The sequence below is a fragment of the Streptomyces sp. NPDC004031 genome (genome assembly GCF_053604375.1).
The window spans coordinates 194,548-218,452 of record NZ_JBSGHL010000004.1 but is presented as its reverse complement, the minus strand read 5'-3'; the positions used below and the strand labels follow the sequence as shown (position 1 = coordinate 218,452).

Below are 23,905 nucleotides of genomic sequence, written 5' to 3'. Positions count from 1 at the left end.
CCTGGAGCAGTACGCCGGGCTCGGCATCGACCTGCAGGCAGGCCCGCCGCGGTCAGTGCCGCCGCGGCGGCCAGCGCCTCGGCCGGGGTCACCCGGCCCGCCGGGACGGGGCGTTCGGGCCGCTCCACGGCGTCGACCTCGCGGTCCGCGAAGTCGTTCAGGGCCATGCCGGCCCAGTAGAGCAGCACGGACGCGGCGCCGAGCCCGGCGCTGCGCGCCCCGTACGGCCACCCCGCCGCGGCCCCGCCCACCACCACGTCCCCCGGCACGGTCAGCGCCGCCGGCGCCCGCACGAGCTCCGCGTACGCCCTGAGCCTGCTCATGCGTCGTCCCTCCGCCGGGTTCGCCTCGTCCTGCGTGGTGCGGTGCGTTGCGCGACCTCGCGCCGGTGGGTGGTTGCGCGCGCAGTTCCCCGCGCCCCTTCCGCCTGGTCCTGCCTCGTGCGCCGAGTCGCGCGTCCTTCCCGCCGTGGTGGCTTGTCGCGCAGTTCCCCGCGCCCCTGAAAACGCGCACCCCAGACGAGGTCTCCGGGGAAGAACGGACCGAGCAACCACCGACCACCGCAAGCTCGCGAGTGCGCCGACGGTGGCGCGGGGGCGCGGGGAACTGCGCGCGCAACCACCCACCGGCCGGGGGCCGCGGGACGGCCGGTGCGGCAGCCCGGGGCGTGGCAAGCCACCACGGTGAGAGGTCGCGGAGCCCCCCGCGCGTGGTGGCCGGGAGCGCACGACGGGCAGCTCACCGCGGTGAGGGGGCGTGAGTCGCCCAGGCGAGGAGCTGTTCGAACTGGGGGACGAGGCGGTGCTCGTCCGCGGAGAGCGGGTCCTTGAAGAAGAAGGCGAACTGCGGCTGGACGCCCACCGCGCCGCGGGTCATCGCGAGGTCCAGGAGCCGTACGAGGTCCAGGACCAGCGGCGCGGCGAGCGCCGAGTCACAGCCCTGCCAGGTGAACTGCATCGTCATCCGCACGCCGAGGAAGCCGTCGAAGGCGATGTGGTCCCACGCGGTCTTCCAGTCGCCGAGCGCGGGCACCTCGTCGATGTGGACCTCGCCCTCGACGGGGTCGGGGAGGAGTTCGGCGAGGCTGCGCGCCTTGGACGCGTTCTTGCTCGCCGCGGCCGCGGGGTCCGCGAGCGTCGCCCCGTCGCCGCCGCCGAGCAGATTCGTGCCGGACCAGGCGCGTACCCGCAGCGCGCGGTGCGCGAACATCGGGGCGAGGGCGCTGCGGACCAGCGTCTCACCGGTCTTGCCGTCGTTGCCGGTGTAAGGGACACCGGCCGCCGCGGCGAGCTGGTCGAGCGCGGGCAGCCGCATAGCGCCCGACGGTGTGAAGTCGATGTAGCCGCAGCCCGCGCCGAGGGCCGCGTACGCGTACAGCGCGTGCGGCGGCAGGACGGGCTCGGGCCCGGCCAGTGCGGTGCGCAGGGCGGCGAGGTCGGCGTGCGCGGGGTGCGGGTCGGGCTGCGGGGCGGTCGAGGAGAGATTGACCACGACGACGTGTTCGAGCCCGTGCCGTTCACGGAAGTCGGTGAGCTGCCGGGCGAGCGCGGTGGCCTGCGGGGCCTGCCGTCCTGCCGCGGCGGCGACGCCGGGACGGATCTCCCGTTCGGCGGCGGCGAGCGCGGGTCCGACCGCGGCGGGCAGGTCGGCGGGCAGCACCCCGGCGGCGACGAGCTGTTCCGCGCGTTTGGCCAGCGGGACCCCGGTGACGTCGCAGCCGCCGAACACCAGGCCGGAGTACGGGGTGAGGCCCGCGGCGCGGAAGCCGGGGAGTTCGGTGACGCAGCCGGTGGGCGGCACGAGCCCGGCGGCGAGGGCGGCGGCGCCGACGACCGCGGTGGTGGCGACCGAGCCGCGCGCGCCGACGATCCACACCCCCAGCCGGGCGCCGTGTGCGGTGGCGGATCCCATGCCTTCACCTCCGGTTCTGGCCTGCCGCGGGCGTGCCGCGCAGGACAAGCGGGGCCGAGCGTTGCCTGGAGTTGCGGGGGAGCGGGCCGCGGCGGTGCGCGAGCGGGTCGGCGGTGGCCGCGGGACGTGCGCGTACGGAGCCGGTGCGGGGACGGTGCGGGCTGGTACGGACGGGTGCGGACGGGTGCGGGGGTGTCGCGCGGGGACGGGCGCGGCGCCGTACGCAGCCGGGACGCGCCGGGGGAGCGGGGTGGGACGGGCGGGCCGCCGGACCCGCGGTCCGGCCGTGCCGCCCGCGTCCTCGACACCGGCGTAGCGGTTCGTCAGTTCAGCAAATAAACTAATCACCCCTTCCCCCTGCGGCAAGAGGCGGTCAAGAATCCGTTGAACGCACCACGCGCCAGGGCCGGTCGGGCGACTCTGGGGACGGGTGCACGGCAACTGCCGGGGGCCGGGATGCGGGCCGCGGAAGTCGCCGCGTAAGGTGCGTTCCCGGCATCCGCAACGATCATCGCGGGCGGGCTGCGGCAGGCCGCCGTACCCCGCCGCCGTAGGCTCCCGGGAGACGGCTGTCGCTTCCTGTGAGTGTCCTGTGGGTCGTTGACCTGCCATGAAGCCTCTATTAGTTTATTGAATCAATTAATGGGCCTAAGAGGTTTCCGGGGCCGGACCGGTCGAGGTCCGCGCCCGCGGGGAAAGGTCGCAGTGTGATGAACGGCGGCGGGCAGCCGGCGAGCAAGCAGAGCATGCGCCGGCACAACCTGGCGCTGGTGCTCCGTCAGGTCGCGGCCAGTGAAAGCGCCTCGCGGGCCACTGTCGCCGCCCGGGTGGGGCTGACTAAGGCGACCGTGTCCTCCCTGGTGGAGGAGCTGCGGCTGGCGGGCCTGGTCGTCGAGCACGTGCCGGAGAACCAGGGCCGGGTGGGACGTCCGGGGGGCGCGCTCGCGCTCAACCCGCAGGGCGCCGCGGGCGTCGGGGTCGAGGTCAACGTCGACTACATCGCGGTGTGCGTCGCCGACCTCACCGGCGCGCCCCGGGTGCGGCTCACCGAACGCGCCGACAACCGCGGGCGGGACGCCGAGGAGACCCTGCACGCCGCGGGCCGGCTCGCCGGGCGGGCCATCACCGCCGCACGCCGCGCCGGGCTGACGCCGGTACTGGTCACGCTGGGGGTGCCGGGTCTGGTCCACGACGACAAGGTGCTGCACGCGCCCAACCTGGACTGGCGGCACGTGCCCGCCGCCGAGCTGCTGGGCCGGGGTCTCGGCCGGCAGCGGCTGTCGGTCGCGGTCGACAACGAGGCCAACCTCGCCGCGATCGGGGAGTTCCAGGTGCGTCCGCCGGGCGCCGGGGCGAGCTTCCTCTACGTGTCCGGCGAGATCGGCATCGGCGCCGGGCTGATGGTCGACGGCACGCTCTTCCGCGGCGGCGGCTTCGCGGGCGAGATCGGCCATGTCACGGTCATCCCGGACGGGCCCGAGTGCGGCTGCGGCGCGCGCGGCTGCCTGGAGCGGTACGCGGGCCAGGACGCGCTGCTGGAGGCCGCGGAGCTGGACACCGCGAGCGCGACCCGGCTCGGTTCGGCTCCCGTCGCGCCCGCCGCCGGGAGCCGTACCGGGGGCGGGCGGCGGCAGGCCGTGCAGGACGCCCCGGCGGAGGCGCACGCCCCGGTGGACCGGCTGGCGGCGCTGGCCGCGGACGGCGACGAGGCCGCGGTGGGGGCGCTGGCGGTGGCCGGACGGGCGCTCGGCGTCGCGCTGTCGGGCGCGGTGAATCTGCTGGACCCGCCGGAGGTGGTCATCGGCGGGATCTACGCCACGCTCGCGCCCTGGCTGGTGCCCAGCCTCCAAGTGCAGCTGCACGAGCGGGTCACCTCGGGCCGCTGGCGCTCGGACCGGCTCCAGGTGTCCGGGCTCGGCACCGAGGCGGCGGTGCGCGGCGCGGCGGTCGCGGGGGTGCAGGCGATCCTGCGCGACCCTTCCGCGTACATCGACCTGACCAGTCCGGACGCCTGACGACCCGTCGGCCGCCGACGGGTCGCGCCGTGTGCTGCCGCCCGCCCGGTGACCTCGCGGGCCGTGCGAAGGCGCCGGACGGGCCGTCAGGCCGCCCGGCGGTGGCGGCGGGAGCGGGAGCGGCCCCCGGGGGACGGGAGGCCGACGGGCATGTCTGTGACAACCCTTGACGCTCCGCTGCCGGGCAATTAGTTTTTTGACCCAACGAACCAATCCATCACCCTGCTTGTGGTTTGCGCTGATCAGCGGGCCGCGAGCAGGCTGAAAGCATCCCTTGACGGCGCAGTTTCCCCGAGGTGATGCCGCCCTACCGCGAGACGGACCCGTTGCTGCCCGATGCGAGCAGACGTGCTCCGCCGCGCCCCGGCGCGGTCCGTCGTCCCCCGCGGTACATCCCCCCATCCCGCAGCACGTGCGTTCCACGAGGAGCCGCCATGCGCACCCCCCGCACACGCACCCGCCTCGCCCTGGCCGCCGCCCTGAGCCTGACCGCGGCGGCCGTCCTGACCGCCGTCGCCCCCTCGGCGGGCGCCGCGCCAGCGAAGGCGCCCGCCGCGCACTCCGCCGCGGCGGCGGCACCGTTCAAGATCCTGGTCTTCTCCAAGACCACCGGCTTCCGCCACGACTCCATCCCGGCCGGTGTCGCCGCCATCCAGCAGCTCGGCCAGCAGAACAACTTCACGGTCGACGCCACCGAGGACGACTCGGTCTTCACCGACGCCAACCTCGCGCAGTACGCCGCCGTCGTCTTCCTGTCCGCGACCGGCGACCCGGTCACCACGCAGGCCGAGAAGGACGCCTTCCAGCGCTACATCGAGAACGGCGGCGGCTACGTCGGCATCCACGCCGCCTCCGACAGCGGATACTCCTGGGCCTGGTACGGGAACCTGGTCGGCGCGTACTTCAAGCAGCACCCCGCCATCCAGGCCGCCACCGTCGAGGTCGAGGACCACGTCCACCCCTCCACCCAGGGGCTGCCGGACACGTACACCCACACCGACGAGTGGTACGACTTCCAGACCGACCCCCGCTCCCAGGTGCACGTCCTGGCGTCGGTCGACGACAGCAGCTACACCGGCTCGACGATGGGCGACGACCACCCCACCACCTGGTGCCACGACTACGACGGCGGGCGCGCCTGGTACACCGGCATGGGCCACACCGCCGAGAGCTACAGCGAGCCCCAGTTCCTGCACCTGCTGCTCGGCGGCATCCGGACCGCCGCCGGGGTGGTGCCCGCCGACTGCTCGGTCGACTCCACCCCGCCGCCCGTCGAGCACGGCGTCAGCCTCAAGGCGCACGCCAACGGCAAGTACGTGACGGCGCCGAGCGCCACCTCGCCGCTCATCGCGAGCAGCGCCGCCGTCGGCACGCACGAGACCTTCGACGAGATCGACCTCGGCAACGGCAACGTCGCGCTGCGCGCCCACACCGACAGCCAGTACGTGACGGCGGAGAACGCCGGGGCGCAGTCGCTGATCGCCAACCGCGGCGCGGTGGCGCAGTGGGAGACCTTCCAGCTGATCCACAACGGCGACGGCAGCATCAGCCTCAAGGCCGCGGTCAACGGCAAGTACGTGACGGCCGAGAACGCCGGGGCGGCGCCGCTGATCGCCAACCGGGCGGCCATCGGCCCCTGGGAGGAGTTCGACCTCACCACCCGCTGAGGCCGCACCCCCGCCGTACCGCACAACCCCTTACCGCACGACCCCGTACCGCGTACGCCCCGCACGGGCGTACGCCGCACGCCCGCGTACGCCCCGCAGCGCGGGACCGCGGGCACCGCTCCGGCACGGCCGCACCGCCATCCGCAGCCGTGCGGAGTGTCATGCCCATGATCGCGGGCGCCCCGAACGCGTCCGCACATGACCATCCCCCTCAGCGAGGAGACCCACGTGTTGCCCGTACGACCACACCCGCGCCCCGGGCTGCGACGCCGCCTGCGCGGCTGGCTCGCCCTGCTGGTGGCGCTGCTCGCGCTGCCCGCCCTCGCGGTGCTCACCACCGCCCCGGCGAACGCCTCGGCCCCGCACGCCGCCGCCGCGAAGCCGGCCGTCGCCGGCGTCCCGGACAGCAGCTTCCAGAAGGTGCTGCTGAACAACTCGGGCGGAAACCCGCTGCAACTGGACATCGCCAGTGACGGCCGGGTCTTCTTCATCGACATGCTCGGCGACGTCAGGATCATCAACACCAACGGCACCACCGTGACCGCCGGGCACCTCGACGTCTTCACGGCGAACGAGAGCGGCCTGCTGGCGATGGCCCTGGACCCGGCCTTCGCCACCAACCACTGGATCTACCTCTACTACTCGCCCACCGCGACGAGCGTGGACCGGCTCAGCCGTTTCACCGTCAACGGCTCCACGATGGACCTCACCAGCGAGAAGGTGCTGCTGGAGCTCCCGGTGCAGCGCGCCGAGTGCTGCCACCACGGCGCCGGCATGGCCATGGACCACAAGAACGGCAACCTGTGGCTCTCGGTCGGCGACAACACCAACCCCTTCGCCTCCGACGGCTACGCCCCGATCGACGAGCAGTCCGGCCGCGCGGCCTGGGACGCCCAGCGCACCGCGGGCAACACCAACAGCCTGTCCGGCAAGGTGCTGCGCATCCACCCCGAGGCCAACGGCACGTACACCATCCCGTCCGGCAACCTCTTCCCGCCCGGCACCGCCAAGACCCGGCCCGAGATCTACGCGATGGGCTACCGCAACCCCTTTCGGCTCGCCCTGGACCCGAAGACCGGCAACGCCGTGGTCGGCAACTACGGCCCGGACGCGGGCGCGGCCAACTCCGCGCGCGGGCCGCAGAACACCGTCGAGTGGGATCTGCTGAGCAAGCCGGTCAATGCGGGCTGGCCGTACTGCATCGGCAACAACACCCCCTACATCGACTACAACTTCGCCACCAAGACCTCCGGCCAGCCCTTCGACTGCGCCGGCGGCCCGACCAACGACTCGCCGAACAACACCGGCCTGACGAAGCTGCCGCCGGCCACCCCGGCGACGGTCTGGTACCACTACAGCGCCGACCCGAACAACTTCCCGCTGCTCAGCGGCGGCGCCCCGATGGCCGGCCCGGTCTACCGCTACGACGCGAACCTGAACTCCGACCGCAAGTGGCCGCAGGCCATGGACGGACAGGCGATCTTCTCCGAGTGGAACACCAGCAAGGTCTACACCTTCCATGTGAAGTCCGACAGCAGCGGCATCGACGACATGCAGCCGTTCCTGCCGTCGGTGGCGTTCAAGAAGCCGATGGACATGAAGTTCGGCCCCGACGGCGCCCTGTACATGGTCGAGTGGGGCACCGGCTACGGCGGCAACAACGCCGACGCGGGCATCTACCGCATCGACTACCTCAACGGCGGCGCGCTGCCGGTCGCCAAGGCCGCCGCGAACAGGACCAGCGGCCCGGCGCCGCTCGCGGTGACCTTCTCCAGCAGCGGCTCCAGCGACCCGGCGGGCGGCAGCCTCGGCTACAAGTGGGACTTCGGTGACGGCGGCACCTCCACGGCCGCCAACCCCAGCCACACCTACAGCGCGGTCGGCAACTACACCGCCGTGCTGACCGTCACCAACAGCGCCGGGAAGTCCGCGACGTCCAGCGTCGACATCACGGCCGGCAACACCGCGCCCACCCTCACGATCCACTCGCCGCCGAACGGCGGACTGTTCGACTGGGGCGACAAGGTGAGCTTCTCGGTCACCGTCACCGACCCCGAGGACGGCACGGTCGACTGCAGCCAGGTCAAGATCCAGGCCATCCTGGGCCACGACACCCACGGCCACCCGCTCGACCAGTACACCGGGTGCAGCGCGACGGTGTCCACGACGCTGTCCAACGGCCACAGCGACGGCGACAACGTCTTCTACGTCATCGAGGCCAGCTACACCGACAAGGGCGGCTCCGGCGGCGCGGCCCCGCTCACCGGGCGCGCCCAGATCACCTTGCAGCCCAAGCACAAGCAGGCGGAGTTCTTCACCGACACCGGCCGCGCCGCCAACGGCCAGGGCACCGACACCCCGGGTGTCACGGTCGAGAACGGCGCCGACAGCGCGGGCGGCGGGCAGGACATCGGCTTCATCGAGGACGGCGACTACTGGACCGAGTCGCCCATCGCGCTGGACAACACCACCGCGGTGACCTTCCGGGCCGCCTCGGCGAACTCCGGCGGCCGTATCGAGGTCCGCTGGAACGCGGCCGACGGACCGCTGCTCGGCACCGCCACCGTCCCCAGCACCGGGGCCTGGCAGACGTACACCGACGTCACCGCCAACCTCAGCAACGTGCCCACCGGCAGCGGCAAGGTCTACTACGTCGCCCGCAACCCCTCGGGCAAGACCGGGCCCGGCGCGCTGATGAACGTCAACTGGATGGTCTTCACCGGCGCCGGGGTCGGCACCCCCGGAACCCCCGGCGGCACCGGCGGCATCAGCCTCAAGGCGCACGCAAACGGCAAGTACGTGACCGCCGACGACGCCGGGGCCTCACCGCTGATCGCCAACCGCGACAGCGTCGGCCCGTGGGAGACCTTCGACGAGATCGACCTCGGCAACGGCAACATCGCGCTGCGCGCCCACGCCAACAACAGCTACGTGACGGCGGAGAACGCCGGGGCGCAGTCGCTCGTCGCCAACCGGGCGACGGCCGGCTCCTGGGAGACCTTCCAGCTCGTGCACAACTCCGACGGCAGCGTCAGCCTCAAGGCGGGCGTCAACGGCAAGTACGTCACGGCGGAGAGCGCCGGGACGAAGCCGCTGATCGCCAACCGTGACGCGATCGGCCCGTGGGAGGAGTTCGACCTCGCCACCGTGTGACCCCCACCGCACGGCGAAGTGCCCCGGGCCGCAACGGCCCGGGGCACCTTCGTGCGGTGCGCCGGTCAGGTGAAGGACGTCGGCAGGTACTGGTCGACGTTGTCCTTGGTCACCGTCGCCGAGAAGAGCGTGATGAAGGTCGGCACCTCCTGCTCCACCAGGTCGCCGATGCCCTTGCTCTGCCCGATCAGCCGGGCGAGCGTCACCGCCGAGGCCGACATGCTCGACGGGTAGACCACGGTGGCCTTCAGCACCCCGCTGTCCGCCTTGATCTGCTGCATCGCGTGCTTCGACCCGGCGCCGCCGACCATGAAGAACTCGCTGCGCCCGGCCTGCTTGATGGCCGCCTCGACGCCGATGCCCTGGTCGTCGTCGTGGTTCCAGACCGCGTCGATCTTCGAGCGGGCCTGCAGCACGTTGCTCATCACCTGCTGGCCGCTGTCCGCGGTGAACTGTGCGGCCTGCCGGATGCCCACCGAGAAGCCCGCCTTGGCGAGCGCGTCCTTGAAGCCCTGGCTGCGCTGCTTGGTGAGGTCCAGGTTGTCGATGCCGGCGATCTCGGCGATCACCGGCTTGCTCACGCCCTTGGCCTTGAGCGTCTTCGCGATGTACTGGCCCGCGTTGACGCCCATGCCGTAGTTGTCGCCGCCGATCCAGGTGCGGTAGGAGAGCGAGTTGTCGAAGACCCGGTCCAGGTTGACCACCGGGATCCCCGCGTCCATCGCCTGGCCGCCGATCGCGGTGAGCGCCTTGCCGTCGAACGGCAGGACGACCAGGACGTCGACCTTCTTGTCGATGAGCGTCTGGACGGCGCTGATCTGCGCGTTGACGTCGTTGGTGCCCTCGGCCGCCTGGAAGCTGACGTCCGTGTACTGCCCGGCCTGCGCCTTGGCGTTCTTGGTGATCGCCGCCATCCACCCGTGGTCGGCGGCGGGCGCGGAGAAGCCGATCGTGACGTGCTTGCCCGGAGTGCCGGACGAGGCCGCGTCCGTCGCCTTCACATTGGCCTTGGCGTCGTCGTCGCTCGCGTTGCTGGTGCACGCCGACAGCAGCAGACCGCTGCTCAGCGCGCCCGCGCCGAGCAGCATGCTTCTGCGGCCCATCGCGGCGGATCCGGTCTCTTTCATGCGGGTGGTCCCTTCGTCGGGAAGGTCGGAGGGTGGGCGGAGGTGGCGGGAGGGGGCGACGGGCGGTCAGGTCGCCGGGGCGGCGCGGCCGGCGCGGGTGCGCTGGAGCAGCACGGCGCCGATGATGATGAGCCCCTTGGCGATCTCCTGGGTGTCCGTCGTGAGGTTGTTCAGCACGAAGATGTTGGTGATCGTGGTGAAGACCAGGACGCCGAGGATCGACCCGATCAGCGAGCCGCGCCCGCCGGCCAGCAGGGTGCCGCCGATGATCACCGCGGCGATGGAGTCCAGCTCGTAGAGGTTGCCGAGGTTGCTGGCGCCGCTGGTGGTGCGGGCGGTGAGCATGACCGCGGCGACACCGCAGCACACCCCGGACAGCAGGTAGAGCAGCATGGTGTGGCGGCGTACCGCGATCCCGGCGAGCCGGGCGGCCTCCGGGTTGCCGCCGACGGCGAAGGTACGGCGGCCGAAGGTCGTGCGGTTCAGCAGCAGCCAGCCGGCCACCACGATCGCGGCCATCAGGTAGACCAGCAGCGGGACGCCGAGGAACTTGTTTGTGGCGATCCGGTTGAACGAGTCCACCGTCACCACCTGCGACTGCCGGTCGGAGATCCGCTCGGCGACACCGCGGGCCGAGGCCATCATCGCCAGCGTGGTGATGAAGGCGACGATCTTGCCGTACGCGATCAGGAAGCCGTTGAGCAGCCCCACCACCGCGCCGACGACGACCGCGGTGAAGAGCATGCCGGCCAGCCCGTGCGACTGGGTCGCCACCGTGGTGCACCACACCGACGCCACGGCCACGATCGCGCCGACCGACAGGTCGATGCCGCCGCCGATGATGACGAAGGTCTGGCCCACCGTGATGACCCCGATGACGGCCGCGCTGGTGAGGATGTTGAGGATGTTGTTGCTCGTCAGGAAGGTCCCCGAGGTCGCGGTGCCGACCACGCCGAGCAGCAGCAGCACCACCACGAGGCCGAGGCTGTGCATCTGGCTCAGCGGCAGCAGCCGTGCCCACCGCGCCGCGCCCCCGGACGCCGTGGGCTTTCCCGGCGCGGGCTTCACCGGCGACGGCGGGCCGGTGACCGCTGCGCCGGACCCGGACGGCGGGGACGCGTCCGGCACGGGTCTCGGGGTGGTCTGGTCGCTCATGGGCGGCTCTCCTCCATCACCAGGTCGAGTACATGGGATTCCTTGAGCGAGGCGGCGGGGGCCTCGTGGACGATCCGGCCCTCGCGCAGCACCAGCGCCCGGTCGGCGAGCCCCAGCACCTCGGGCACCTCGCTGGACACGAACAGCACCGCGACCCCGGAGTCCGCCAGTTCGCGGACCAGCGCGTACAGCTCGGCGCGGGCGCCGACGTCCACCCCGCGGGTCGGCTCGTCCAGCAGCAGCACCCGGCAGCCGCGCAGCAGCCAGCGGGCCAGCACCGCCTTCTGCTGGTTGCCGCCGGACAGCGTGCCGACCGCCCGCGACGGGTCGGCCGGGCGCAGGTCGAGGGCGGCGACGCGCTCGGCGGCGGCCGCCCGCTCCCGGCGCCGGTCCAGCCAGCCGAAGCGCGCGAAGCGCCCGAGCGAGGAGATGCTGACGTTGCGGACGACGCTGTCGTGCAGGAAGAGCGCCTGACCTTTGCGTTCCTCGGGTGCGAGCCCCAGCCCGGCCCGCACCGCCGCGGTGACCCGGCCCGGCGGCAGCACCGCGCCGTCCACCCGGACGGTGCCGGACGACGGGCGGGACGCGCCGTACACCGCGTGCAGGATCTCCGAGCGGCCCGAGCCGACCAGCCCCACCAGTCCGACGATCTCGCCGGCGTGCACGGTGAAGCTGACGTCCTCGAAGCTGCCCGGCAGCGTCAGGTGCTCGACCCGCAGCAGCTCGGACCGCTGCCCGGCCGGGACTTCGGGCCGGTCGGGGAAGGCGTACGACGCCTCCCGGCCGGTCATCAGCGCCACCAGCCGGGCGGTCGGGGTGTCCGCGGGGAGCCCGGCGGCGACCGTGCGGCCGTCCTTGAGGACGGTCACCCGGTGGCCGATGGTGCGGATCTCGCCCATCCGGTGCGAGATGTAGAGGACGGCGACGCCCCTGGCGGTCAGGTCGCGGATGACCCGGAAGAGGTTGCCGACCTCGTCCTGGGTGAGCACCGCGGACGGTTCGTCCATCACGATCAGCCGGGTGTCGTGGGACAGCGCCCGCGCCATGCTGACGATCTGCTGCTGTGCGGGGGACAGGCTGCCGACCTCGGTGCCGGGGGAGATCTCCGGGTGGCCGAGGGAGCGCAGCAGGACGCGGGCCGCACCGGCGGTCTCGCCGCGGCGGGTGACGCCGAAGCGGGCCCGCTCGTGGCCCAGGAAGATGTTGTCGGCCACCGACAGGCCGTCCACCAGGTCGAGTTCCTGGTAGATCGTCGCGATGCCGTGCCGCATGGCGGCGGTCGGGCTGGGCAGCGTGACGGGCTCGCCGTCCCAGGCCAGATCGCCGCCGTCCGGCTGGTGCGCGCCGGCCAGCACCTTGATGAGGGTCGACTTGCCGGCGCCGTTCTGGCCGAGCAGGCAGTGCACCTCACCGGCCCGTACCTCCAGATCGACACCGTCCAGCGCCTTGGCGCCGGGAAATTCCTTGGTGATTCCCCGCATTCGGAGCAGAGGAGAACTCACATCGCCACCTAGGGAAGGGGGAAGTGTGCGCGAGAGATGAACTGTCCGTGCCGGAACGGGCACAAAGTGTTTGTTCGTCAGTTCAGCGAACAAACTAATGAGCGCCGTAGGTGAGGGCAAGAGCGGGGACGGCACCAGTTTGGAAACCACCGGCGTGTCAGATGCATTGTGTACGGTGTATAGTTTACGATGTATACGTAGCTGGGAGCATGCGCCGGCGCACCACCGCGAGGAGCCGATGCCGATGACTACCGAGACCTCCCCGACCACCCGCACCGTCGAACTGACCGCCGGTCAGGTCGACTACCGCGACACCGGTGGCACGGGCCCCACCGTCGTCCTGCTGCACGGCCTGCTCATGGACGGCACGCTGTGGGACGAGGTCACCGAGCGGCTGCGCACCGGCCACCGGGTGCTCGTGCCGACGCTGCCGATGGGCGCCCACACCCGCCCCGCACGCGCCGGCGCGGACCTGTCGCCCACCGGACTGGCCCGGCTCGTGGGCGAGTTCCTGGTCCGCCTCGACCTGCACGACGTCACCCTCGTCGGCAACGACACCGGGGGCGCGCTGATCCAGCTGCTCGTCGCCGAGGCCGCCGCGGGATCCGCGGACGCGGCGGCCGCGATCGAACGGGTCGGCGCGGTGGTCCTCGCCTCCTGCGACGCCTACGACAACTTCCCGCCCGGCCTCACCGGCCGCACCGTGGTCCTCACCGGCAAGCTGCCGCCCGCCCTCTTCGGGCTGTTCATGCAGCAGATGCGGCTGCGGCCGATGCGCCGGCTGCCCGTCGCCTTCGGGCAGCTCACCCGGCGCGGCGACGCCGCCACCGCCCGCTGGGTCCGCGCCCTGCTGGCCGACGCCGACGTGCGGCGGGACGCGATCGCGGTGCTGCGCGGCATCGCCGCCGACCGGCAGGCCCTGGTGCGCGCCGCCGCCGCGCTGCCCGGCCTCGACCGGCCCGCACTCGTGGTGTGGGCCGAGGGCGACCGCGTCATGCCGCCCGAGCACGGCCGCCGGCTCGCCGCGGAGATCCCGCGGGCCCGGCTGGTCGTCGTCCCCGACAGCCGCACCCTGCTGCCGCTGGACCAGCCGGGGCCGCTCGCCGACGCCGTCCGCGAGCTGACGGGCGCCCGCTGACGCTACGGGCGGGCGGGTCTCAGGTGGTCGCCTCGGCCGCGACCGGCCCGCCGCCCAGCGCGTTGCGCAGCCGCGGCTCCGGCATGGACAGGCTCGTCATCCGGCGCCAGCCGGCCAGCCGCTCGTAGCTGTACACCGCGTGGATGCCCGCCCGCAGCAGCGCGGACTTCGCCGCCGACCAGCGCAGGATCTGGCCCATGTGCGTCATCACCGCGACACTGACGTCCCGGTAGATCGCGATCTCGGCCATCGCGCACTCGCGCAGCGTCCGCTGGATCAGCCGTCCGTGGCCCTCCCCGGCCAGCCGCAGCAGCTCCTCGTGGCAGTAGGCGAGGTGGTTGTCCTCGTCACGGGCGATCTGCCGCACCGCGCGGCCGATCTCCGGGTGCGTGCCGAACAGCTTGACCAGCAGCGCCATCTGCTCCGAGGCGCGCTGCTCGGTCACCCGGCTGTGCGCCAGGTAGGTGATGACGTCCTGCTCGCTCAGCGCCTCGTCGGCCTTCAGCCGGGAGTGCGCGAGCCCGATGCCGGACCGCTCCAGCAGCATCGTGTAGTCGGTGTCGGCGGGCACCGGCGCCGGATCCAGGTGGCGGCCGTGCAGCAGGCCGTTGAAGATCCGGCCGTGCTTCTCCTCGTCGGCGCCGTGCCGGGCGATCTTCGGGGCCAGCTCCGCGAGCGCGGGCGGCACCAGGACCGCGATCCGGCCGTTCTCCCAGCCGCCCTGCGACTCCCCGCTCGCCGCGATGGAGCAGAAGAGCCGGAAGGACTCGTCGTTGTCGAGGATCTCCGTGAAAAGGCTGCGCGCCGACAGCATCGCGCTTCTCCTCTCGCCGCCACCGGATGTCACGACGAGTCAAGGCCGAGCCCGCAGGGCCCGCAACCGGGCGGTCCCCGCCCTGCGCCGTCCGGGGGAACCGGCTCGCGCCGGGCCGGTCGGGACCCCGCCAGGACCGGTCCGAGCCGCCGGCCCGGTCCTGGCGGGGAGCGCGGTCAGCGGCGGGCCTGCCGCAGGCCGGCCGCGAGGGCGGTGTAGGCGCTCTTCGGGCGGTAGTGGTCGTCCAGGATCGTCGCGTCGCCCTCGCCCCGGAAGGAGTCGGGCACCCACGAGTGCTTGTCGGTGAAGCCCCACACCGTGAAGCCGGTGCAGTGCGCGGTCCGCAGGCAGCCGTCCAGCAGCACCTGGTACGCCCGCTGCTGCGCCTCCCTCTTGCCGCTGTCGGCGGGCAGCGGGATGCGCACGTCGGCCTCGGTGATCGCGGTCCGGACGCCGAGCGCGTCGAAGCGCCCCATGGTCGCCGCGAGGTCCTGCGGCGCCGGGTAGCGGGTGTCGAGGTGGCCCTGGAAGCCGACGCCCTGTACCGGGACGCCCTTCGCCCGGAGCCTGGCGACCAGGTCGTGGAGGGCGTCGCTCTTGGGGCCCGCGCTCTCGATGCCGTAGTCGTTGATGAAGAGCTCGGCCTTCGGGTCCGCCTCGTGGGCCCAGGTGAAGGCGTCCTCGATGTAGCCGGGGCCGAGCTTTTGCAGCCACATGTCGCTGCGGTAGGAGCCGTCGTCCGCGAAGGCCTCGTTGACGACGTCCCACTGCCAGATCCGGCCCTTGAAGTGGGTGACCTCGCCGGTGATGTGGTCGTGCAGGATCCGGCGCAGCTCGTCGGCGCCGAAGTCCCCGTGGCTCAGCCAGGAGGGGAGCTGCTGGTACCAGACCAGCGCGTGCCCGCGGACCAGCTGCCCGTGCGCCTCGGCGTACGCCACCAGCGCGTCGGCGCGGCTGTAGTCGTAGCTGCCCCGGGACGGCTCGACGGCCTCCCACTTCATCACGTTCTCCGGTGTGACCGAGGAGAACTCGCTGCCGACCCTGGCCGCGTAGTCCGGCTCGTCCGCCAGCGCGTCGGCGTCGACGGCCGTACCGACGCGGATGCCCGCCTGCTGCGCCAGGACCCGCAGCGGCGGCCCGGCCGCGGTGGCTGCCCGTGACCCCCCGGCGTCGTCGCCCGACCCGGACACCAGGTGCGGCAGGGCGACGGCCAGCACGCCGGCCGTGACCGCGGCGACCGCGCCGGTCACGACGGCGCGGGTCATTCTCCTCATGGGGGTCCTTCGGGCAGGCGGAACGGCGGTGCGCGGGCGGAACGTCTCTCCGAATGTTTCGAAGTCGATCACGCAACTTGCGGACGCAACTTATGGCCTGCTCCCCGGCCGGTCAATATCCCGGACACACCCCTTTTCCGCCGGTCCCCGCGCCGGTACGTCCCGCCGCCCGCTCAGTCCAGGCCGCGGGCCTGCCGGAAGCGGGCCAGACCGTCCGGCAGCTCGACCAGCCGCTCCGGATACCCCTTGCGGTCGGCGGCCGGAAGTTTCCAGGGCTCGTGCACCGCCGGCCCGTCCACCGCGGCCAGCTCCGGCACCCAGCGGCGGACGTAGCCGCCGTCCGGGTCGTAACGGCGGGCCTGGAGCAGCGGGTTGAGGACCCGGTTCGGCCGGGAGTCCGTACCCGTGCCCGCCACCCACTGCCAGTTGAGCTGGTTGTTGGCCACGTCGCCGTCCACCAGCAGATCCAGGAAGTGCGCCGCGCCCACCCGCCAGTCCACGTACAGCGTCTTCGTCAGGAAGCTCGCGACCAGCAGCCGCGCCCGGTTGTGCATCCAGCCCTCCGCGCGCAGCTGGCGCATCCCGGCGTCCACCACCGGATAGCCGGTCGCGCCCTCCCGCCAGGCCTGCGCGTCCGCCTCGGCCGCCCGGCCGGTACGCCACCGGTCGTTCCGGGTGCGGTAGTCGGCCGCCGACACCTGCGGGCGGACGGCGAGCAGCTGCCGGTTGAAGTCCCGCCAGCACAGCTGCCGGACGAACGCGTCCGCGCCCGGACCTCCCGCCGCCCGCGCCCGGTGCACCGTCTCGACCGCCGACAGCGTCCCGAAGTGCAGATGCGGCGACAGCCGCGAGGTGCGGTCGCCCGCCAGGTCGTCCTGCCCGGTCGCGTAGTCCGTCAGCCCGCCGCGCAGCCATCCCGTCAGCCGCCGCCGGGCCGCCCGCTCACCGCCCTCCGCCGGGCCCGCGGGCACCTCGGGCAGCGCCGCCGAGCCCACCTCCTCCGGCACCGGCACCCGGCGCGGCGCGGGCAGCGTCTCCCGCAGCCGGTAGCCGGACCAGTGCCGGAAGTAGGGGGTGAAGACGGCGAAGTGGTCCGAGCTCTGCGGGGTCAGCGCACCCGGCGGCACCGCGGTGACGACCGTGTCGTGCACGTGCAGCCGGCGCCCGTCCGCCGCCAGCGCCCGCCGCAGCCGGTCCTCCCGGCGCTGCCCGAAACCGCTGTCGGCCGCCGCCAGGTGCACCTCCGCCGCGTCGCACTCGGCGGCCACCGCGCACACCTCGTGCGCCGGGTCGCCCTCGCGCAGCACCAGCCGCCCGCCGCGCTCGCGCAGCCCCGCGTCCAGATCGGCCAGGCACGCCGCGAGGAAGGCCGTCCGGTGCGGGACCGCGAAACCGGCCCGCTCCACCGCCGGGTCCCGCACGAACAGCGGCACCACCTCGTCGGCCGCCGCCAGCGCCGCCCGCAGCGGCGGATGGTCATGCAGCCGCAGATCACCCGTGAAGAGCACCACCGCGCGCCTCATCCGTCCCCGCCTCCCGCCTTCTCCTGCGCGGCCGAACGCTCCGCCGCCCGCGCGATGTTGCGTGCCATGCCGCCGAACACGGCGGCGTGGAAGGGTGCGACCCCCCACCAGTACGCGTGGCCCAGCAGCCCGCGGGGCAGGAACACGGCCCGCTGCCGGTAGCGGGTGCGCCCCTCGGCGTCCCGGTCGGCGGACATCTCCAGCCACGCCAGGCCCGGCAGCCGCATCTCGGCCCGCAGCCGCAGCAGCCGCCCGCGCTCGATCTCCTCGACCCGCCAGAAGTCCAGCGAGTCGCCGACCCGCAGCCGGTGCGCGTCCCGCCGCCCGCGCCGCAGCCCGACCCCGCCGAACAGCCGGTCGACCAGCCCGCGCACCGCCCACGCCACACCGAGCGAGTACCAGCCGTGCTCGCCGCCGATGCCCTCGATCACCCGCCACAGCGCTTCCGGACTCGCGTCGACCGGCGCCTGCCGCCGGTCGGTGTAGAGGCTGCCGCCCGCCCAGTCCGGATCCGTCGGCAGCGGGTCGCTGGGCGCGCCGGGAACGGCCGCCGACGACCAGCGGGTGTCCACCTGCGCCTCGCGCACCCGGCGCAGCGCCAGGGTCAGCGCGCGGTCCACCCCGACCGGGCCGTCCGGCGGGTCCGGGACGTAGGTCCTGATGTCGTGCTCGTGGCAGACCACCTCGTGCCGCAGCGACTCCGCCAGCGGCCGCGCCACCCCCGCCGGGACGGGGGTGACCAGGCCGATCCACAGGCCGGACAGCCGCGGGGTGAGCACCGGAACGGGCAGGATCAGCCGCTTGGGCAGGCCCGCGACCGCCGCGTAGCGCCGCATCAGGTCCCGGTAGCTGAGCACGTCGGGACCGCCCACGTCGAAACCCCGGCTGACGTCCGCGGGCATCGCGGCGCTGCCGACGAGCAGCCGCAGCACGTCCCGTACCGCCACCGGCTGCAGCCGGGTGCGCACCCAGCTCGGGGTGACCATCACCGGCAGCCGCTCGGTGAGGTAGCGCAGCATCTCGAACGACGCCGAGCCCGAGCCGATGATGACCGCCGCCCGCAGCACCGTCGTCGGCACCCCCGAGGCCAGCAGTACGTCGCCGACCTCGGCGCGCGAGCGCAAGTGCGGTGACAGCTCGGCGCGCGGCACCCCGCTCGGGGTGAGCCCGCCGAGGTAGACGACGCGCCGTACCCCGGCCGCCCGCGCCCGCTCGCCGAAGATCCGGGCCGCCCGGCGGTCGGTCGCCTCGAAGTCCCGCCCGGTGCCGAGCGAGTGCACCAGGTAGTACGCGACGTCGGCGCCCGCCATCGCGGCCGCGACCGACGCCTCGTCCGTCACGTCCCCGGCGACCACCTCGGCGCGGTCCGCCCACGGCTGGTCACGCAGCTTGACCGGCGTGCGGGCCAGGCAGCGCACCCGGTAGCCCGCGGCCAGCAGTTCGGGGACCAGCCGGCCGCCGATGTAGCCGGTCGCGCCCGTCACCAGGCACAGCCGCCCGGCGCCGGGCCCGTTGCCCGCCTCCGCGTCCCGGCCTGTTCCCGTTCCCGTTCGCGCGTCCTGGCCCGTCCCCGCACCCGTCTCCGCGTCCCGGTCCGCTCCCGGACCCGCCGGCGCGACGCCCACGTCCGCTCCCGCCTCACGTCGTCGCGGTCGCCGCCGCGCTGTCGGCCCCAGCACACCACGCCGGGCCCGCCGCCGCAGGTCGCTGCGGCGGCAGGTCACCCGAAGCGAGCAACGGCGCGCCCGGCGGGACGGGAGACGGGGAGGCGGGGGACGGGCGGCGGGGCGTGATGGGCCCGGCTCACACCTCCAGGTCGTTCTCGATGGACTTGAGCTGGTGCCGGGCCATCGCAAGGTTCGCCCGGCCGCGGTCCAGCGCCAGGTAGAGGAACAGCCCGGACTTGCCGCGGCCGTGCAGCAGCCGGATCAGGTGGTACTGCGAGCCCAGGGTGATGAGGATGTCCTCGATCTCGTCCTTGAGGCCGAGCATCTCCATGGTGCGGGCCTTGGCGCGTACCACGTCGGTGTTGCCCGCCGCCGCGACGCTCAGGTCGAGGTCCTTGCCGCCGCCGAGCGTGCCCAGCGCCATGCCGCTGGTGTAGTCGACGAGCGCCACGCCTATGACGCCCTCGATCGAGGTCATCGCGTCCTTGAGGGCGGTTTCGGTGTTGGCCATGATCTTCCTGCTTCCCTTCGACGGTGTGTCAGGTGCTTGCGGTGGGTGGGGGGTCTTCGGTTCCGGGGGCTTGCCCGGCGGCGCGGCGGCCCCCGCGCGGCCTTCCCGGGCGCGCGGCCGGGCGGCCCGGCTCCCGCGCGCCGCCCGCGGCCGCTGCTCGCCGGTCACGGCGCGCCGCCGCCGTCGGCCGGTGCCGCGGCGCCGTCCAGCAGCGCGGCCACCCGGGCGCCGCTGCGGCGGGCCTCCAGGTGCAGCCGGCCGACGTTGGTGTGTGTCCCGGCCAGGAGCAGCAGCACGGCGTCGCGTCCGGCCGGGTAGAGGGCGACGCAGCCGTCGCCGCTGCGGATCACCAGTTCGCGGAAGGACTCCTGGCCCGCCGCGTCGGTCAGCCGCAGCCCCACGCCGAGGGCGGCGGCGCTCAGGGCCGCGAAGCCCTCGGCGTGCCTGCCGGGCGCGTCGGCGGCGAGCAGCAGGCCGTCGACGGTCGCGGCGACCGCGCCGGTCAGGTCCGGCAACCGGGCCCGCAGGCCTTCCAACTCGGTACGTATCGCGGCTTCCTGGGCCATCGACCTTCTCCTCTCGGCACGCAGGGCACGCCGCTGCAGCACGCGCTTCACCACCGCGCCCCCCTCACATCCGCTCCAGGGCGACCAGCAGCCGGCGCAGCAGCGCCGCGTCCGGGGTGTCGCCGATGCTGTGCACCCACGCGGGCGCCCGGCCGGGCGGCCGGCTTCCCGCGCGGGGCGTCTCCACCAGGCCGAGCGCGGCCAGCCGGCGGATCTCCACCAGCGCGTGGAAGGCGGGCCGCCCCAGCAGCGCCGCGATGGCCGACGGGGTCCGCACCCCGTCGGCGAGGTCCAGCACCGCGGCCCGACCGCGCGGCAGGTACGGCGGGCGGGCGCCTTCCGCGCGGGCCGCGGGCGCGGGCACCACGGGCGCCGCGTCCAGCTCCGGGTGCGGCCACAGCCGCTCCAGCAGCCGGTGCCGCCGCCGTAACTCGGCCTCCACCGCGGCCACCGGCAGCCCGCCGGGCGCGCCGAACCAGTGCCGTACCCCGTGCCGGAAGCGGGTCGGGCCCGCGGCCGGTCCGAGGACGAACCAGGCCGCGTCGTGCAGCGCGCCGAGCCGGCTGATCTCCAGCTCGCCCGCCGCGATCCGGCCGCGTTCGACCAGCCGCCGTCCCACCGCGCCCTCCGCCCCGGCCTCGGCCACCGCCTCCCGCCAGGCCTCCGGGCCGAGCCGACCGCCCGCGGTGAGCAGCACCTCGATGCCGGGCGCCGCCGGGCTCTCGGCGTGCACCACCGCGCCGTCGGCGAGGTAGAGCGCGCCGGTGTCGCGTAACAGCACGCCGGTCGCGCGCTGTCCGGCGAGCCGGGCGAGCATGGGGGAGTGGCCCGCGTCCCCGCCGCCGCCCGCACCGCGGGCCGTCATGCCACGACCAGCTCCCCGGCGAGCTCCCGCATCCTGCGCAGCGCGAGCGCCAGGTTGGCCTGCGTCCGGTCGAGCCAGACGTAGAGGAAGACCCCGCCCTCGTACGGGGCGTCGAGGAAGCGGATGAGGTGGTAGCCGGTGCGGGTGAGCACCACCGCCTCCTCGGCGGCGGGGCCGGGGCCGGTGTCGCCCGCGGTGAAGACCGGGTGCTCCGCGGTGGCCCGCGCGTAGGCGGCGGTCTCGGCCGCGACGGTCTCGTGGTCGCCCGCCGCCGCCTCGCCGATCACCCCGAGCGCCAGCCCGCTGATCCACTCCACCAGGGCGGCGCCGCGCGCGCCCGGCAGCGCCATCGCCCGCAGCAGGCACTCGTCGATCCCGGACACACGACTCCCCTCGACGCACGCTGCCGCGCGACCGCCTGTCCGGCGGTGACGAGCACGTTACGCACAGTGCCGCCCGTTCCGGGGAGTTCTGGCATTTTCCTGCGGTACATGCGGGCGGCGGGCTTAAGATGCCCCGGACCTGACCGGGGCGGCGCTCCCGTACGGCCGCCGCGCACGGGCCGGCGCGCCGTCAGGAGCGGTGCCCCAGCGCGCTGACGCCCAGGTCGAGCAGGCCGTCGAGGACGAGATCGACGCCGACGGCGGCCAGCAGCAGCCCGAGCAGCCGGGCCACCAGCTCGACGACGGTGTGGTGGGTGCGCTGGAGCAGCGGCCCGAGCAGCAGCACGCACGCCAGGTCCACCGCGATGACGGTGATGAACGCCGCGACCACGGTGCCGCGCCAGCCCCAGTCGGTGCGCTCGGCGGTCTCGATGAGCAGACCCGTCATCGCCAGCGGGCTGACCACGTACGGCATCAGCAGCTGCCGCAGCCCGCTGGTCAGGTCCGGCCCGTCGTCGCCCGGCCCCTCGGGCACCGTGTGCAGTCCGAGGACCAGGCCGACCGCGTAGAGGAAGAAGATGATCCCGCCGGCCAGCGCCAGCGCGGGCGTCGAGATGTGGAACAGCTCCAGCAGCCACGGCGACGACAGGCCGGTGGCCACGCCGATCAGCACCGCGCCCGCGGACGACACCAGCGCGATGACGCGCAGATCCCGCCGCGGGTGGTGCTGGGCGAGCCCGGCGAAGGCGAGCAGGACCTTGGGCGGCCCGATCACGGAGAAGAACGTGATGAAGGCGGCGGAGTACGTCAGGCTGATCATAACCGGCATCATGCGCAACAACGGGCCGCATAACGGGTATTGACGCCCGTGCGTTCGAAGCTTCGGCCGCACGGCAGTATCGTTGCCCAGGGCAAGCAGGATCTGGAGAGAGAGACCCTATGAGCGCCCAAGCAGATGCCGCGCAGACCGGTACGGCCGCACCTCCGACAGGCTACTCGCACCGGCAGATCATGATCATCCTGTCGGGCCTGCTGCTGGCGATGTTCCTCGCCGCACTCGACCAGACGGTGGTCTCCACCGCCATCTACAAGATCGGTGAGAGCCTCAACGGGCTGACCGCGCAGGCCTGGGTGACCACCGCCTTCCTCATCACCTCCACCATCGCCACCCCGCTCTACGGCAAGCTGTCCGACCAGTACGGCCGCAAGCCGTTCTTCCTCTTCGCGATATCCGTCTTCATCGTCGGCTCCGCGCTGTGCATGCTCTCCACGTCCATGTACATGCTCGCGGCCTTCCGGGCCTTCCAGGGCATCGGCGCGGGCGGTCTGTTCTCGCTGGCCTTCGCGATCATCGGCGACATCATCCCGCCGCGCGAACGCGCCAAGTACCAGGGCTACTTCATGGCGGTCTTCGGCACCTCCAGCGTGCTCGGACCCGTCATCGGCGGCTCCCTCGCCGGCCAGGACTCGCTGCTCGGCATCGACGGCTGGCGCTGGATCTTCCTGGTCAACGTGCCGATCGGGATCGCCGCGCTCGTCGTCGTCGCCAAGGTGCTGCACATCAAGCAGGACAAGCGCCCGCACAAGGTCGACTCCTTCGGCGCCACCGCCCTCGTCGTCGCGCTGGTGCCGCTGCTGATCGTCGCCGAGCAGGGCCGCGAGTGGGGCTGGGGCAGCGGCCGTTCGCTCGGCTGCTACGTCATCGGCGCCGTCGGCGTGGTCTGCTTCCTGCTCGCCGAGCGCCGCGCGGGCGAGGAGGCGCTGCTGCCGCTGCGGCTCTTCCGCAACGGCGTCTTCGCGCTGGGCTCCGCCCAGTCCGCGATCATCGGCATCGGGATGTTCGGCGGCATCACCCTGATCCCGTTCTACCTCCAGCTGGTCAAGGGCAACTCGCCCACCAAGGCCGGTCTGCTGATGCTGCCGCTGGTGCTGGGCATCATGGTCTTCTCGGCCGTCTCCGGCATCATCACCTCGCGCACCGGCCGCTACAAGATCTTCCCCGTCATCGGCTGCGCCCTGCTCGTCGCGGGCATGCTGATGCTCTGGCAGATCGACGCCGACAGCAGCCTGCTGTACGCGGACGGGGCGATGTTCCTGATCGGCGCGGGCCTCGGCCTGAACTTCCAGACCATCGTGCTGGCCATGCAGAACGCCGTCCCGCCGCAGGACATCGGCGTGGCGACGTCCTCGACGACGTTCTTCCGGCAGATGGGCGGCACCCTCGGCGTCGCCGTCTTCCTGTCCATCGTCTACTCGGTCGTCCCCGGCAAGATCAGCTCCGCCTTCGCCGCCGCCCGCGGCACGCACGACTTCCAGCAGGCCGCGGCCGCGCACCCCGACCAGCTCAAGACGCTGACCAGCGGCGGCTCCGACCGCCTCAACGACACGTCGTTCCTGAACCACTTCGACCCGGTGCTCGGCCACCCCTTCAAGGTGGGCTTCACCGACGCCATGAACGTCGCCTTCCTGGCCTGCGGCGGCGTCCTGGTGATCGCGATGCTGCTGTCCACCCTGCTCAAGGAGGTCCCGCTGCGGACCACCGGAGCGGCCTTCGAGAAGCGCGACGAGCCGGAGCCCGGCGCCGACGAGGCGACCACCGGGGCGGGCGGCGCCGACGGGCCGGCCGCGTAGCGG

Annotated in this window: 19 protein-coding genes; 5 read left to right on the top strand and 14 right to left on the bottom strand. The window is 73.4% G+C overall.

The annotated features are described in order from the left end of the window. Positions 1-323 (bottom strand): UbiA family prenyltransferase (locus ACWERV_RS04200; RefSeq protein WP_452928494.1); only part of this gene is annotated, 323 nt, incomplete at its 3' end. 415 nt (positions 324-738) lie between these two features. Next, entirely contained in the window at positions 739-1,911 is a 1,173-nt protein-coding gene (locus ACWERV_RS04195) for an inositol-3-phosphate synthase (protein WP_452928491.1), read from the bottom strand. Positions 1,912-2,621: 710 nt separating this feature from the next. Between ACWERV_RS04195 and ACWERV_RS04190 the strand changes: the two genes are divergently transcribed. From ACWERV_RS04190 to ACWERV_RS04180, 3 genes are all read left to right on the top strand, one after another. Continuing rightward, entirely contained in the window at positions 2,622-3,926 is a 1,305-nt protein-coding gene (locus tag ACWERV_RS04190; protein ID WP_452928488.1) for an ROK family transcriptional regulator, read from the top strand. A 434-nt stretch (positions 3,927-4,360) separates the two neighbouring features. Continuing rightward, positions 4,361-5,593, top strand: coding sequence for a ThuA domain-containing protein (locus ACWERV_RS04185; RefSeq protein WP_452928485.1), 1,233 nt, complete (start codon positions 4,361-4,363; stop codon positions 5,591-5,593). Positions 5,594-5,824: 231 nt separating this feature from the next. After that, on the top strand, positions 5,825-8,746 hold the full coding sequence (locus ACWERV_RS04180) for a PQQ-dependent sugar dehydrogenase (protein WP_452928482.1): 2,922 nt from the start codon (positions 5,825-5,827) through the stop codon (positions 8,744-8,746). Positions 8,747-8,811: 65 nt separating this feature from the next. On the opposite strand, the gene ACWERV_RS04175 is transcribed toward ACWERV_RS04180, so the two are convergent. From ACWERV_RS04175 to ACWERV_RS04165, 3 genes are all read right to left on the bottom strand, one after another. Continuing rightward, on the bottom strand, positions 8,812-9,873 hold the full coding sequence (locus ACWERV_RS04175) for a substrate-binding domain-containing protein (RefSeq protein ID WP_452928479.1): 1,062 nt from the start codon (positions 9,871-9,873) through the stop codon (positions 8,812-8,814). A gap of 66 nt (positions 9,874-9,939) precedes the next feature. Continuing rightward, a complete protein-coding gene (locus tag ACWERV_RS04170; RefSeq protein ID WP_452928476.1) occupies positions 9,940-11,028 on the bottom strand; it encodes an ABC transporter permease in 1,089 nt (362 codons plus the stop codon). After that, the gene (locus ACWERV_RS04165) at positions 11,025-12,509 is read right to left on the bottom strand and encodes a sugar ABC transporter ATP-binding protein (RefSeq protein WP_452928474.1); all 1,485 of its coding nucleotides are present in this window, start codon (positions 12,507-12,509) and stop codon (positions 11,025-11,027) included. Before ACWERV_RS04165 ends, ACWERV_RS04170 begins: the two co-directional genes overlap by 4 nt. A 265-nt stretch (positions 12,510-12,774) precedes the next feature. Here ACWERV_RS04165 and ACWERV_RS04160 point away from each other — a divergent pair, with 265 nt between their 5' ends. Then, the gene (locus tag ACWERV_RS04160; protein ID WP_452928471.1) at positions 12,775-13,668 is read left to right on the top strand and encodes an alpha/beta fold hydrolase; all 894 of its coding nucleotides are present in this window, start codon (positions 12,775-12,777) and stop codon (positions 13,666-13,668) included. Positions 13,669-13,687: 19 nt separating this feature from the next. Here ACWERV_RS04160 and ACWERV_RS04155 read toward each other — a convergent pair whose 3' ends face one another. From ACWERV_RS04155 to ACWERV_RS04115, 9 genes are all read right to left on the bottom strand, one after another. Further along, a complete protein-coding gene (locus ACWERV_RS04155) occupies positions 13,688-14,482 on the bottom strand; it encodes a ferritin-like domain-containing protein (RefSeq protein WP_452928468.1) in 795 nt (264 codons plus the stop codon). A 176-nt stretch (positions 14,483-14,658) separates the two neighbouring features. Beyond that, positions 14,659-15,756: an endo-1,4-beta-xylanase gene (locus ACWERV_RS04150; RefSeq protein WP_452928465.1), complete on the bottom strand. Its 1,098-nt coding sequence runs from the start codon at positions 15,754-15,756 to the stop codon at positions 14,659-14,661. Positions 15,757-15,929: 173 nt separating this feature from the next. Next, positions 15,930-17,279, bottom strand: a complete 1,350-nt coding sequence (locus tag ACWERV_RS04145) for a cryptochrome/photolyase family protein (RefSeq protein ID WP_452928462.1) — start codon at positions 17,277-17,279, stop codon at positions 15,930-15,932. Then, a complete protein-coding gene (locus ACWERV_RS04140) occupies positions 17,276-18,772 on the bottom strand; it encodes an SDR family oxidoreductase (RefSeq protein WP_452928516.1) in 1,497 nt (498 codons plus the stop codon). Before ACWERV_RS04140 ends, ACWERV_RS04145 begins: the two co-directional genes overlap by 4 nt. 310 nt (positions 18,773-19,082) lie before the next feature. Then, positions 19,083-19,457, bottom strand: a complete 375-nt coding sequence (locus ACWERV_RS04135) for a hypothetical protein (protein ID WP_398190673.1) — start codon at positions 19,455-19,457, stop codon at positions 19,083-19,085. A gap of 164 nt (positions 19,458-19,621) precedes the next feature. Beyond that, positions 19,622-20,023: a roadblock/LC7 domain-containing protein gene (locus ACWERV_RS04130; protein ID WP_452928458.1), complete on the bottom strand. Its 402-nt coding sequence runs from the start codon at positions 20,021-20,023 to the stop codon at positions 19,622-19,624. Between the two features lie 64 nt (positions 20,024-20,087). After that, positions 20,088-20,888: a transcriptional regulator gene (locus ACWERV_RS04125; protein ID WP_452928455.1), complete on the bottom strand. Its 801-nt coding sequence runs from the start codon at positions 20,886-20,888 to the stop codon at positions 20,088-20,090. Further along, a complete protein-coding gene (locus tag ACWERV_RS04120; RefSeq protein WP_398190664.1) occupies positions 20,885-21,271 on the bottom strand; it encodes a hypothetical protein in 387 nt (128 codons plus the stop codon). The genes ACWERV_RS04125 and ACWERV_RS04120 overlap by 4 nt, the downstream gene beginning before the upstream one ends. A gap of 190 nt (positions 21,272-21,461) precedes the next feature. Continuing rightward, positions 21,462-22,091, bottom strand: a complete 630-nt coding sequence (locus tag ACWERV_RS04115; protein WP_398190661.1) for a MarC family protein — start codon at positions 22,089-22,091, stop codon at positions 21,462-21,464. Positions 22,092-22,210: 119 nt separating this feature from the next. Here ACWERV_RS04115 and ACWERV_RS04110 point away from each other — a divergent pair, with 119 nt between their 5' ends. Then, positions 22,211-23,902: an MDR family MFS transporter gene (locus ACWERV_RS04110; protein WP_398190658.1), complete on the top strand. Its 1,692-nt coding sequence runs from the start codon at positions 22,211-22,213 to the stop codon at positions 23,900-23,902. The last annotated feature ends 3 nt before the right edge of the window (positions 23,903-23,905 follow it).

What these genes read in the sequence shown, in the direction of transcription:
- ACWERV_RS04150 (WP_452928465.1), bottom strand. Translation starts at nt 15,756, where the DNA reads ATGAGGAGAATGACCCGCGCCGTCGTGACCGGCGCGGTCGCCGCGGTC.
- ACWERV_RS04125 (WP_452928455.1), bottom strand. Translation starts at nt 20,888, where the DNA reads ATGACGGCCCGCGGTGCGGGCGGCGGCGGGGACGCGGGCCACTCCCCC.
- ACWERV_RS04175 (WP_452928479.1), bottom strand. Translation starts at nt 9,873, where the DNA reads ATGAAAGAGACCGGATCCGCCGCGATGGGCCGCAGAAGCATGCTGCTC.
- ACWERV_RS04160 (WP_452928471.1), top strand. Translation starts at nt 12,775, where the DNA reads ATGACTACCGAGACCTCCCCGACCACCCGCACCGTCGAACTGACCGCC.
- ACWERV_RS04170 (WP_452928476.1), bottom strand. Translation starts at nt 11,028, where the DNA reads ATGAGCGACCAGACCACCCCGAGACCCGTGCCGGACGCGTCCCCGCCG.
- ACWERV_RS04145 (WP_452928462.1), bottom strand. Translation starts at nt 17,279, where the DNA reads ATGAGGCGCGCGGTGGTGCTCTTCACGGGTGATCTGCGGCTGCATGAC.
- ACWERV_RS04115 (WP_398190661.1), bottom strand. Translation starts at nt 22,091, where the DNA reads ATGATCAGCCTGACGTACTCCGCCGCCTTCATCACGTTCTTCTCCGTG.
- ACWERV_RS04135 (WP_398190673.1), bottom strand. Translation starts at nt 19,457, where the DNA reads ATGGCCAACACCGAAACCGCCCTCAAGGACGCGATGACCTCGATCGAG.
- ACWERV_RS04130 (WP_452928458.1), bottom strand. Translation starts at nt 20,023, where the DNA reads ATGGCCCAGGAAGCCGCGATACGTACCGAGTTGGAAGGCCTGCGGGCC.
- ACWERV_RS04165 (WP_452928474.1), bottom strand. Translation starts at nt 12,509, where the DNA reads ATGCGGGGAATCACCAAGGAATTTCCCGGCGCCAAGGCGCTGGACGGT.
- ACWERV_RS04185 (WP_452928485.1), top strand. Translation starts at nt 4,361, where the DNA reads ATGCGCACCCCCCGCACACGCACCCGCCTCGCCCTGGCCGCCGCCCTG.
- ACWERV_RS04190 (WP_452928488.1), top strand. Translation starts at nt 2,622, where the DNA reads ATGAACGGCGGCGGGCAGCCGGCGAGCAAGCAGAGCATGCGCCGGCAC.
- ACWERV_RS04195 (WP_452928491.1), bottom strand. Translation starts at nt 1,911, where the DNA reads ATGGGATCCGCCACCGCACACGGCGCCCGGCTGGGGGTGTGGATCGTC.
- ACWERV_RS04110 (WP_398190658.1), top strand. Translation starts at nt 22,211, where the DNA reads ATGAGCGCCCAAGCAGATGCCGCGCAGACCGGTACGGCCGCACCTCCG.
- ACWERV_RS04155 (WP_452928468.1), bottom strand. Translation starts at nt 14,482, where the DNA reads ATGCTGTCGGCGCGCAGCCTTTTCACGGAGATCCTCGACAACGACGAG.